The following is a 12,015-nucleotide window of genomic DNA, read 5'->3' on the forward strand; positions in this document are numbered from 1 at the left end:
GCGCTTACTCCGTATCGCTCGCCGGGCTCGCCGGCCGAGGCGGCGCGTTCCGGTAGAAACGCGCACGCACGCGGCGCGCGAGCGAATCGAAGCCGAGATAGATCACCGGCGTGGTGAAGAGCGTCAGCGCTTGCGACACGATCAACCCGCCTACAATCGCGATCCCGAGCGGCCGCCGCAATTCGGAGCCCGCGCCCCAGCCGAGCATCAGCGGCAAAGCGCCGAGGAGCGCGGCCATGGTGGTCATCAGGATCGGCCTGAAACGCAGCAAACACGCCTGATAGATTGCATCGCGCGGACTCTTGCCCTGCTCGCGTTCGGCTTCCAGCGCGAAGTCGATCATCATGATGGCGTTCTTTTTCACAATGCCGATCAGCAACACGATCCCGATGATCCCGATGATGTCGAGATCGTGCCCGGTAATCATCAGCGAAAGCAGCGCGCCGACGCCCGCCGAGGGCAGCGTGGACAGGATCGTGATCGGGTGGATAAAGCTCTCGTACAGCACGCCGAGCACGATATACATGGTGACGATCGCGGCCAGGATCAGGAACAGTTCGTTCGACAGCGACGCCTGGAAAGCCAGCGCCGCCCCTTGGAAACGGATCTGGAACGAGGGCGGCAAGCCGATGTCCTTCTGCGCCTGATCGATCGCTTTCACGGCCGCGCCCAGCGACGCACCGGGGGCGAGGTTGAACGAGACGGTGGTCGCGGGGAACTGCCCGAGGTGCGTGACCAGCAGCGGCGCCGCGCGTTCATGGAAAGTGGCGATGGCCGACAGCGGCACCTGGCCCGAGCTTGCCGTGGAGGAGGGCAGGTAGATGCCGCTCAGCGTCTCGCTGTAGTGCGCCTCGGTCGGCTGGGACTCAAGGATCACGCGATACTGGTTCGACTGCGTGAAGATGGTCGAGATGATGCGTTGGCCGAATGCGTCGTAGAGGGCGTTATCGACGGTGGCCGGCGTGATGCCGAAGCGCGCCGCCGTCGACCGGTCGATTTCCACGTACACCGACTGACCGTTCTGCTGCAGGTCGGTCGCGACATCCGCCAGTTCCGGCGATTGCTGGAGCCGCGCCGTCAGCTTCGGCACCCATTGCGCGAACTCCGCCGAATTCGGATCCGTCAGCATGAACTGGTATTGGGTCGGGCTGACAGTGGAATCGATAGTCAGATCCTGCACCGGCTGCATGTAGAGCCGGATGCCCGGAATGTTTTCCACGTCTTTCTGCAGGGTGCGGATCACGTCGCTCGACGTATTGCTGCGGTCGTCGCGCGGTTTCAGGTTGATCAGCATCCGGCCGCTATTCAGCGTGATATTGGTCCCGTCCACGCCAATGAACGAGGTCAGGCTTTCAACGTCCGGGTTCTTCAGGACCTGCGCGGCGAGCGCTTGCTGCTGTTCGGCCACCGCCTGGTAAGACGCGGCTTGCGGCGCCTGCGTAATCGCCTGGATCACGCCGGTATCCTGGATCGGAAAGAAGCCTTTCGGAATCCAGATATAGAGCAGGGCAGTGAGCACGAGCGTGAGCAGGGCGACCACCAGGGTCGAGCGCTGCCGGTCGAGCACCCAGGTCAACGCGACGCCATAACGCCCGATCACATAGTCGATAAACTGATGCGCGCGCGCTTCGAAGCGATGGCTTTCCTTCGGCGGCGTGTGGCGCAGCAACTTCGCGCACAGCATGGGCACGAGCGTGAGCGAGACGATCGCCGAGATCACGATGGTCACCGCCAGCGTGATCGCGAATTCGTGGAACAGCCGCCCGACTACGTCGCCCATGAACAGCAGCGGAATCAGTACCGCGATCAGCGAAACAGTCAGCGAAATGATGGTGAAGCCGATCTGCTTCGAACCCTTGAGCGCCGCTTCGAGCGGCGCTTCGCCTTCCTCCACGTAACGCGCGATGTTCTCGATCATCACGATGGCGTCATCGACGACAAAACCCGTCGCAATGGTCAACGCCATCAGCGAGAGGTTGTCGAGCGAAAAGCCGCACAGATACATGACGGCCAGCGTGCCGATCAGCGAGACCGGTACGGACAAGCTCGGGATCAGCGTGGCCCAGACGTTCGCGAGGAACAGGTAGATCACGAGCACGACCAGCACCACGGAGAGCGCCAGTTCGAACTGCACGTCACGCACCGAGGCGCGGATGGTCGTGGTCCGGTCGGTGACGATGCGCACGTCGAGCGCGGCCGGCAGCGCTGACTGCAACTGCGGCAGGATCTTCTTGATGCCGTCGACAACCGCAATCACATTCGCGCCCGGCTGGCGCTGCACGTTCAGGATGATGGCCGGCGTGTTATCCACCCACGCGCCGAGCTTGGTGTTTTCCGGCCCTGAGACGACGGTCGCCACGTCAGTCAGCATCACCGGCCGGCCGTTCTTGTAAGCGATGACCGCGCTCTGGTACGCGCTGGCGTCGGTCAGCTGGTCGTTCGCGTTGATCGTGTAGGCCCGCGAGGGGCCATCGAAATTGCCCTTCGGCGTGTTGACGTTCAGGTTCGAGATGGTGGTGCGCAAGTCGTCGATGTTCAGACCGTACGACGCCAGTGCACGCGTGTTCGCCTGGATCCGGACAGCCGGCCGATTACCGCCGCTGACCGACACCAGCCCCACGCCGCCGACTTGCGAGATCTTCTGCGCGAGCCGGGTATCGGCGAGATCCTGGACCTGTGTGAGCGGCAAGGTCTTCGAGCTGATCGCGAGCGTGATGATGGGCGCATCCGCAGGGTTCACCTTTGCGTAGATCGGCGGGGCGGGCAGGTCGGACGGCAGCAGGTTGCCCGCCGCATTGATAGCCGCCTGGACTTCCTGCTCGGCAATGTCGAGCGGCAGGTCGAGACTGAACTGCAGCGTGATGACGGAGGCGCCCGCCGAGCTTTGCGACGACATCTGGTTCAAGCTCGCCATCTGCCCGAACTGCTTTTCAAGTGGCGCGGTGACCGAGGTGGTCATCACGTCCGGCGATGCACCCGGATAGAACGTCTGCACCTGGATGGTCGGATAGTCGACAGCGGGCAACGCGGACAGCGGCAAAAAACGCAGCGCAACGAGGCCGACCAGCATGATTGCCGCCATCAGCAGCGCCGTGCCGACCGGACGCAGAATAAAAGGACGCGATGGATTCATGCGGGTGCAGTGCGGTTATGGATCATGAGTACATCATTGTTGCTGCTTGCGATGGTGGCCGCGATGCGCGCCCGAAGCAGCCGATGCCGCAGCCGCGCCGGACGCACCGGAAGCGCCTTTGGGCCTGTCTGCCGGGATGGTGATCTTCGCGCCTTCCTTCAGGCGGTCGGAGCCGTCGATCACGACACGCTCGCCCACTTCCAGACCTGTCCTGATGCTGGTGCGTTCACCATCGACCGGACCGATCTTCACGTTGCGTACGGTGACTGTATTGTCCGGTTTCACCACATAGACAAACGCGCCCGATGAACCGTTGAGCACCGCGGGCGTGGGCACGATGACCGCGTCCTTGATGACATCGACCAGTAGTTTCGTGTTCACGAACTGGTTCGGAAACAGCATGCTCTCCTGATTGTCGAAGGTCGCGCGCAGCTTGACCGTGCCCGTGGTGGTGTCGATCTGGTTGTCGATGGTTTCCAGATAACCGCTTTCGAGCGACTTGGTGTTGGCCCGGTCATAAGCGGTCACCGACATCTTCGTGCCCGTGTGCAACGGCTTCAGGATGGCGGTGAGGTTGTCTTCGGAGGTCGTGAAAATGACGCTGATGGGCTGCAGTTGCGTAATGACCACCACGCCGTTCGTGTCGCCGGTCGTCACGTAGTTGCCCGGATCGACCTGCCGCAAGCCGACTCGGCCCGACACCGGCGCCGTGATGCGCGCGTAGGTCAGGTCGAGTTTGTAGGTATCCACATTCGCCTGGTCCGACTTGACCATTCCCTCGTACTGCTGGACGAGCGACGCCTGTGTGTCCACTTGCTGGCTTGCGATCGAGTCTTGCGAGAGCAATACCTGGTAACGCTTCAGGTCGAGGCGGGCAGTTTGCAGCAGCGCCTGGTCTTTCGCGAGCGTGCCTTGTGCATTGCGTAACGAGATCTCGTAGGGGCGAGGGTCGATCTGCGCCAGGACGTCGCCCTTCCTGACCATCTGCCCTTCCCGGAAGGCGACGTCCTGCAGCGTGCCGTTGAGCTGCGTCTTGACCGTCACCGACGCCAGCGGCGTCACTGTCCCGAGCGAGTTGATCACCACCGGCATTTCGCCTTGCGTCGCAGTAGCCACATGCACGGGTTGCGGCGGAGCGCCCATGCCCGGACCGCCGCCACCGCGCCGGCCGCCGCCTGCCTGACGCTCGTGCTGTGGGTTATCGGCACCGCCACGGTTCCACGGATGCCATGCGAACAGGCCCGCCACGACCAGGATCGCGACGATGATCCAACCAAGCCGGCGCCGGCGGGGCTGGGAGGTGGACACAGGAGGAGTCGAGGCTTGGGATGTGGGCGAACGGGCGTCAGGGTAAGGCGGTGATGCTGGGTGTTTTTTTTGTTCGTCCATCGTTTCAGTGGCTCGGTGAGTCGGTGGGCTCGGAAACTGTCTTGAGGTGCTGGCGTTTTGGCCCGCCAGCGTTCGCGCACACGGTTTTGACGCGTGCCGGGAACGCCGTCGATTGATACGTCACGCACTTTACGCGACGCAGCGGTCAGTTACGCGGCAAGCACGCCATAGGCGCCCGGAGCGCTCGCGTGGCGTTCACCTGAGTGAAAGCATCGAAAGCTTGGCCGCGCGCGAAGTGTGATGCTACGTCCCGCGCTTCGTTGCAGTCCAGCTATCTTTCTTTCGATTGATTACGAACGTTACGATTCCCAACGGGGACAGAAGGCAAAGCGGAAATAACGCGCTGAGGGCCGTGAACGCCGGCCGACATCGTATCGCGTTGTGCTTTTGCGAGTCACGCGAAGCCATGGCAAGGCGTGCTCAATCGGTTTTTGCGCCGGGGTGGCCGCTGTGGTCGCGGTTGTGCGTGGACTACTGCCATGGACGGGGAGCGGCCCGACGTGCCGATGCACCGGCGCGGACACAGCGGCACGTCGGTGTCTTGCTGTGCGTCAGGCGCGAAGTGCGTTATTCGCTGAGGCGCGCGGACGGCGTTCCGCCGATCTCGTGCGTGATCTTCGCGACGCATTCGAGCAAAGCGGGGGCGACCTTGTTCAGCAGCGCGTCGCGCGGGGCCTGATACTCGGCGCCGCCGCAATTGACCGCGTAGCGTTGTCCCGACGGCCCCACGAACCCCGCCGCCACGGCATTGAGCCCGTGATGCCACTCGCCGGTGGAGATGGCGAAGCCGCGGCGCACCGCGTCTTCCAGGCCCGGCTTCAGGCTGCCGTCTATGCTCGGCCAGTCGTCGCCCGATGCGATCCGCAGACTGTCGAGCAGACTGGCCCTGTCGGGCTCGCCGAGCGCCGCCAGATACGCGCGGCCGACCGCCGTGCGTCCCAGGTCCATCCGCGAGCCGACTTCGAGCCGCGATACAAGCACGGCCGAGCGCGGCCGGATGGTATCGATGACGACCATATCCAGCCTGTCGCGTACGGCCAGATGGACGCTGAGCGTGGTCCGGTCCGCCAGTTCGATAAGAAACGGCCGCGCCCGCGCCCGGATGTCGAAGTTGCGCAGGAAGCCATTGCTCAACTCCAGGACCGAAGCCGTCAGTACGAAACGCTCACTGTCGGGTAATTGAAACAGCAAATTGGCGCTTACCAGTGTCGCCGTCAGCCGCGAGATGGTTGGTTTTGGAATGCCCGTCCATTCGGCTAGTTCGCGATTGCTGACCGGAGCGTCGGCGGCGGCGATACGACGGAGTACGTCGAGGCCTCGGGACAATGCGACGACTTCTTCACCATCACGTCCTTTTTCCTTTTCCCGGCTCGTGGGCCGGCTCTCAGTGGTTTGCATTATTTTTCGGAACTTGGTTTCGTTGGAAAGGCCGGAGACGCCATTCGTCGAAGTTGACTAAGCACGCGCCGCCGCTCACCGGAATCGTATTACCCAGCAATGAAAAGGTGCATTTGCCGGACCCGTTTTTGTCATCAAACCCGCGTACCTTACCGTTAGATCGTCGCTCAATCCTCGAAATTTCGCTTGACTAGGTTTCGCATAACGTAAAAAATGGAACCCGATTTCGAAAGTACCTCGGAAGCGCGAATCTTGCGCATCGAAATGCGATCGATAACCAGCTCTCAGGTTCTAGCACGGCCCTCGGAATGGCTAGAACTTTTAAGGCGCTACGGCAACGTAGCGCCTTTTTTTTGCCTGTCAAAAGAAAAGCGCTCCCGAACATGTTCCGGACGGCGCCATCCTGATAGCGTATCCGTGTTCACACGTGCAACGGCGTTGTTGCCAGTGCCGACCTTGCTGTGGTGCTGATGATGGACGCTGGATGTCGCGTGCACTCGACTCGACCCGTTACGCTACCTTATCTCAGGGCTTTTCAGCTTGTTCCCCGCGCATGTTTAGTATTTTCGGGTGAACTAAAAGATCCTGATGCTTTCGCCAATAAGACGATGCCCTTCCGAGACGAAAGGGCATCGTGAGACGCGCCGCTATTTGCAGGGCGGTTGATCCGGCAAAGGGCCCGTGCCCTTATCTATCGCACTAGCGGTGTGCGGCAAACATCTTGCCGGGTTTCAGCAAGCGCCGGCCGCGTAGTGCCCAATAGATGCCAGCTATACCCAGCACGGCCGAGCTGCCGAACACGAGCACGGGAGAAACCTGCTGCGGCGCAGGATTGCTGGTAGCGACAATCATTGCGGCGACCAGCGCCACACCCGCCTGCACAAAGGCACGCATGGCACGATTGCGATGGTCGGAAAAGCGCACTGAACGCGACATGGGCGTGCGCGTGAATGGCTCGAAAAGGATCATGCCGGCGACGAGGGCAACTAGCAGGTTCATCAGGATCATGAGAACACTTCAATATCGAATTCAGGGATGGCCGCACTATAAGGAGCGGCGGCGATGAAATGAATCAGAAGCGTCTTAAAGCGGCTTGAATTTCAATGTTCAGAGGCAATGCAGGTAGTGTTACTGCGATTTCTCGGGACTACGCCTGAAACCTGGCCGAACGGCCAGCATCGCCGGGTTGGGCGGAAGTGGGCTGGCGTGCACGGTTATCATGGGGTTCGAAAGAGCCGTTGAAGCGGTGAATGTAACAATCGGGCAGCTGCAGCTTGCTCGCCCAACAGGACAATGACGATGCAAAAGAACTGGATGAACCGGCTGGCCGGCGCCGTGGTTGCGCTTGGACTTCTCGCCGCGTGTGAGAAGCATGACGCCGCGGCGGGACAGGTCGCCGGCGCGCTGAACAACGTAGCCAGCCAGGCTGGCCAGAAATTCGATCAGGCGGCGAGCTATGTCGACCAGCAGGTCGACTCGGTCAAGCAGTCCGCGCAGCAGAACGTGCAGTCGGCGGGCACCTTGCCGGATATGTCGGCGAGCGGCGTGGCGGCAGCCGCGCGGGCCAATCTGGAGGGTGCGGCGAGCGCAACAAACGCGGCTATCGTCAATGCTGCAAGCGATACCGGTGCGGGCCTGCAGTCCGCGGGGCGCAAATTGCAGGACTGGTCTGCAAGCTCGGCCACGGGTCAAAGCGGAGCGACTGGCGTATCAGGAACAAGTTCGGGCAATTCGTCGAGCGGGTCACCTGCTACGTCGGCGGACCCTGGAAACGCCCGCTCGGATATGGACAAATAGGTGACAGCCGGCTGGAGTCGCGCAGGCTGCCGCGCTTTTCGACGCCGTAAATACGGCGTTTGCGGGCTAACATCTCGTTACCTGCGTGACCGTTTTGTCTAAAGATTATTTCAGCGCAGCGGCTAAACTGGCGGTCTTTTACCTCTTTTGCCTATTGCGCACCGCCATGAAACCAAGCCGCATCCGGGCGCTCGCTGGCGCGCTGGTATTAGCGTTGGTCAGCTCGGCGCTCACTGTTTTTGCCCTGAACGCTAACGCCGCCCCTCCTGCGCTCACGTTGCCGTCGTTTCAGGAACTCATCAACAAACCTGCGGCGCCGGACCCAAGCTCGGGGGCCGCAGCGGCTTCGGGTACGGCGGACGCCACGGCCAGTCCGCCCAGCGACGCGGATCTGACGCGCTCGCTCGACACGGTCATCTCCACGCTGGACAACGACCGGGAACGCACGGCGCTGGTCGCACAGCTGAAAAAGCTGCGCGACGCCAAGCGTGACGCCGAAGCCGCCGCGCAACCGGCTGATGTGTCTGCTGCGTCCGACGGCTCCGGCGCGGCAGTGCTGCCGGAGGTGGCTGCGGCCTCGTCGGCGAGTTCATCGACGGCCGCGTCGTCGGTCGTCGCTGCCATCACGCCCAAAACGGGGCTGCTCGGGGCGATCGCGTCGGGGCTGTCGAGCGTGGAAGAGGACTTCAGCCGTGGTCGTACGCCGTTTAATTATTGGGGCGGTCGCCTGAACGCCGCGGGCAACGAGCTTTTCACCATTGTGTCGGGTCAGAGCCGCGAGAGTTTTGGCCACACGCTGCTCAACTATTGCCTGATGCTGACGGGCTGGGGGCTCTGCGCTTTTCTGCTGGTCTACTTCCAGCGGTACTTGCACGCGCGTTACCAGGTGCATTTCGGGCTGCGTGCCAATCCGACCACCAGCGAGCTTCTGATCTTCGCGCTGCGGCGGGTCGGGCCATACCTGTTCGCGTTCATCGCAGCGCTGACTTTTGTGCGGCTGATGCCGGTATCGCTAGGCCGCACGCTCGCGATGGTCACGGCGTACGCGATTGTCGCGGGCGCCGTGTTTTCGTCGATCTGCCTGATCATGTTCTCGCTGTTCGGCTCGGCGCACCGCCGGGTGGCGGTGCATCTGCTGATTCTGCATGCGCGCCGCCTGTTGTTTCTTATCGGCACCCTCGGCGCGCTCGGCGACGCCGCGTCGAACTACGACGTGGCGCAACAGCTCGGCACGAATTTGTCCGGGCTCCTCTCAACGGTCGCGAACATGGGCGCGGCGATCCTGACCGGCTATTTCACGTTGGCGTTCCGGCGGCCCGTGTCCCATCTGATTCGCAGCCGTTCGTATGAGCAGCGCAGCCAGCACAAGGCCGCGACCGAAACATTCGAAGTAGTCGGCTCGCTCTGGCAGGTGCCAATGCTGCTGCTCGCGTCAGCTTCGGTGATCGCGACGCTGGCGGGCATCGGGACCTCCGAGAACGTGCTGCAAATGGCGATCGCAACCGCCGGCTTGCTGGTGGTCGGACTGTTTCTCAGCGCTGTTGCGTTGCGGGTCACGCGACTGCCGCAACGCAAGACGCGCCGGCAATCGGCCTATGTACGACGGCTTTTCAAGTTCTTCGGACGCATGGTCGTGCTGATGATCTGGTTGGCCTTCCTCGAACTTGCCTCGCGTTTCTGGGGTTTTTCGCTCACCAAACTGGCGGAGGAAAGCGTGGCCGCACGCGGCATCACGCATGCGGTGAGCGCGATTCTGCTGACCATTCTTATCGCCTGGCTGATGTGGATCCTGATCGATACGGGGATTCAGGAGGCGCTCAATCCGAACACGCCGCGCGGCAAAGGGCGCGGTCCGAGCATGCGCGCGCGCACCATGCTGCCCCTGATTCGCAACGTGGTGTTCGTGGGACTGCTGAGCGTCGCCGCGATCATTACCGCGGCAAATCTTGGGCTGAACGTGACGCCGCTGCTTGCCGGCGCCGGCGTGATCGGGCTGGCGGTGGGTTTTGGTGCGCAGTCGCTGGTGGCCGATCTGATAACGGGACTTTTCATCATCATCGAGGACACCATTTCTGTCGGCGATTCGATCGAGGTCGACGGCGGCCATGCGGGCGTGGTGGAAACGCTGACCATCCGTACGGTACGGCTGCGCGACGGGCAGGGCGCGATTCACGCCATTCCGTTTTCGCAAATCAAGGTGGTGAAGAATTTGTCGCGCGATTTCGCGTATGCAGTGTTTGAAGTGCGGGTGCCGTTTTCCGCCGATGTCGACCAGATCACGCAGATGATTCGTGAGGTCGGCGCGGAATTGATGGCCGATTTCCGATACCGGCGCGAGATGCTTGGGCCGATCGAAGTGTGGGGGCTGGACCGTTTCGATCCCAACTGGATGGTCGTGAAAGGGCAGATCAAGACCCTGCCGCTAAAGCAATGGAGTGTCGCGCGGGCATTTAACGTCAGGGTCAAGCGCAAGATGGACGAGATCGGAATGGACGTTCCGGTGCCGCAAATGCAACTGCGGGTATCGCGGGAATCCGGGGGCATGGACACGGACTTGAGCGATCTGGAGGAACTGACGGAAGCAGCTCCGTTGTCGCCGGTGGAGCGCAGCGCGGCTGCCATGGCCCGCGATGTTTCGCATAAATCCCAGGCCGCGCCGCCTCCGACCGATCAATCTGTGCAGGTGCCACCGCAGATTCCAACGGCGTCGGAGCCGGGGAAAGCGTAGGACGAGGGTTGTACAGTTTGCCGATGCCGCCGCGTGTTATGCGGCAACCATGACGAGATCATTGACATGCGTTGAGATGTGCGCGCCGGGCACGCCATACACATGGAGCGATACCGCGGTGCGTCCCGTCGCCGATGCGTTGCCCAACTGGTGAATTGCCCCACGGCCCGCGCCGACAAACGACACCGCGCCCTGCGCCCGTTCGTGGCGGCGCGTTTGAACCGCCCGATTCGTGTTGGCGTCCCACGCAAACAGCGTCTCGGACAGCGTTCCTTCAATCACTGTATAGGCGCACCACGTGTGATGGCCATGTACCGGGCTCGCCTGACCGGCTTGCCACACGAGCGCGGCGACGGCATAGCGGCCGAGCGGATCGGCGACCAGCAAATGCCGCCGATAACCATCCGGCCCGCCTTCACGTTGGGCATCGGACAAAAGACCGGTTTCCCGGGACAAGCCATCGAGCGCCGACCGCACGCCAAGCGCGAACCCCGCCGACGACGGATCGAGGCAGCAGGCTTGATCGAGTGTTTCGGACAACCGCGCGAGCGGCGACTTTGTATCAAGGGCAAGGGTCATGGCGAGGCTCGTCAGGAAGGCGGAATCAGGTAGAAAGGAGCGGAAAGCCGAGCCTCTTTTATACCGGTTTGCATGTGGAAAAAGTTTCCATATAATTTCGCCAAGACACGGAAAAGTAGAATAATTTCCTACAAGGGGCGGGCTATGGGCATGGACCTTATCGATCGCAAGTTGCTGGAGCTGCTGCAGGAAGACGTGACAATGCCGATCGCCGAGCTGGCGACGCGCGTCAATCTCTCGCAAACGCCATGCTGGAAGCGCGTGCAACGGTTGAAGGAAACCGGCGTGATCCGCGCTCAGGTCGCGCTGTGCGATCCGCGTAAGCTGGGGGTCGGGACAACGGTATTTGTCGCGGTGAAGACCAATCAGCACACGCAGAACTGGGCGGAGGACTTCACGCGCGCGGTGCGCGACATTCCCGAAGTCGTCGAGGTGTATCGGATGAGCGGGGAAACGGACTATCTGATGCGCGTGGTGGTGTCGGATATCGACGATTACGACCGTGTCTACAAAACGCTGATTCGCGCTGTCCCGCTTTACGACGTGAGTTCGAGTTTCGCGATGGAACAGATCAAATATTCCACCGCTCTGCCTGTGCGATCCCCGCTCGGAGTCACGGGAAACTGAGGTTTTGTGCGAGGTGGAACGCGTTCTGCGGGGTGGAAGGAAAGGCTTCCGCAACCCTTCTGAAATCCATGTCGGGTAAGATCGTGCGCTTCGTCCAATCCCACTCAGAGCTTCAATTTCATGACCGATGACCACCGCAAAAAGGCTCCGACGCGGAAGAACCCCACCTTCGCGATCAGTATTCTTATCGTGGTCGTGGTGCTGCTTGTGATCGGCACATTGTTCTTCAACGCGATTCGCGACAAGCGCGAGTACGAAAGAGAGAATCCGCCGGAGGCGGCGAGCGCTACCGTTCCCGCTGCGCCCGCGACGGGTGCTTCCCAGTAACGCTCTTTCGACCTGCCGCTCATGTGTTTATGCATGA

9 protein-coding genes are annotated in these 12,015 nt (G+C 61.8%); 4 read left to right on the forward strand and 5 right to left on the reverse strand.

Features of this window, described 5'->3' with window-relative positions; all coding sequences use genetic code 11:
• Positions 1 to 4: 4 nt before the first annotated feature.
• From ACSQ8V_RS05505 to ACSQ8V_RS05520, 4 genes are all read right to left on the reverse strand, one after another.
• The gene (locus ACSQ8V_RS05505; RefSeq protein ID WP_436205116.1) at positions 5 to 3,133 is read right to left on the reverse strand and encodes an MdtB/MuxB family multidrug efflux RND transporter permease subunit; all 3,129 of its coding nucleotides are present in this window, start codon (positions 3,131 to 3,133) and stop codon (positions 5 to 7) included.
• Positions 3,134 to 3,166: 33 nt separating this feature from the next.
• Complete coding sequence (locus tag ACSQ8V_RS05510) at positions 3,167 to 4,522, reverse strand: MdtA/MuxA family multidrug efflux RND transporter periplasmic adaptor subunit (RefSeq protein WP_436205117.1); 1,356 nt, start codon at positions 4,520 to 4,522, stop codon at positions 3,167 to 3,169.
• A gap of 567 nt (positions 4,523 to 5,089) precedes the next feature.
• Positions 5,090 to 5,920 (reverse strand): IclR family transcriptional regulator, encoded by an 831-nt coding sequence (locus tag ACSQ8V_RS05515; protein ID WP_436205118.1) that lies wholly within the window; start codon positions 5,918 to 5,920, stop codon positions 5,090 to 5,092.
• A 699-nt stretch (positions 5,921 to 6,619) separates the two neighbouring features.
• Positions 6,620 to 6,928: a hypothetical protein gene (locus tag ACSQ8V_RS05520; protein WP_213763429.1), complete on the reverse strand. Its 309-nt coding sequence runs from the start codon at positions 6,926 to 6,928 to the stop codon at positions 6,620 to 6,622.
• 291 nt (positions 6,929 to 7,219) lie between these two features.
• Between ACSQ8V_RS05520 and ACSQ8V_RS05525 the strand changes: the two genes are divergently transcribed.
• Together ACSQ8V_RS05525 and ACSQ8V_RS05530 are read left to right on the forward strand one after the other, a co-directional pair.
• Positions 7,220 to 7,717 (forward strand): hypothetical protein, encoded by a 498-nt coding sequence (locus ACSQ8V_RS05525; protein ID WP_436205119.1) that lies wholly within the window; start codon positions 7,220 to 7,222, stop codon positions 7,715 to 7,717.
• Positions 7,718 to 7,883: 166 nt separating this feature from the next.
• Positions 7,884 to 10,445, forward strand: a complete 2,562-nt coding sequence (locus ACSQ8V_RS05530; RefSeq protein WP_436205120.1) for a mechanosensitive ion channel family protein — start codon at positions 7,884 to 7,886, stop codon at positions 10,443 to 10,445.
• 36 nt (positions 10,446 to 10,481) lie between these two features.
• Here ACSQ8V_RS05530 and ACSQ8V_RS05535 read toward each other — a convergent pair whose 3' ends face one another.
• Positions 10,482 to 11,024 (reverse strand): cysteine dioxygenase family protein, encoded by a 543-nt coding sequence (locus tag ACSQ8V_RS05535; RefSeq protein WP_213763423.1) that lies wholly within the window; start codon positions 11,022 to 11,024, stop codon positions 10,482 to 10,484.
• Positions 11,025 to 11,168: 144 nt separating this feature from the next.
• Here ACSQ8V_RS05535 and ACSQ8V_RS05540 point away from each other — a divergent pair, with 144 nt between their 5' ends.
• A complete protein-coding gene (locus ACSQ8V_RS05540) occupies positions 11,169 to 11,651 on the forward strand; it encodes an Lrp/AsnC family transcriptional regulator (protein ID WP_213763421.1) in 483 nt (160 codons plus the stop codon).
• A 120-nt stretch (positions 11,652 to 11,771) separates the two neighbouring features.
• Positions 11,772 to 11,978 (forward strand): hypothetical protein, encoded by a 207-nt coding sequence (locus ACSQ8V_RS05545; protein WP_436205121.1) that lies wholly within the window; start codon positions 11,772 to 11,774, stop codon positions 11,976 to 11,978.
• The last annotated feature ends 37 nt before the right edge of the window (positions 11,979 to 12,015 follow it).

It is taken from the genome of Caballeronia sp. LjRoot31, assembly GCF_964253885.1.
Classification (GTDB): Bacteria; Pseudomonadota; Gammaproteobacteria; order Burkholderiales; family Burkholderiaceae; genus Caballeronia.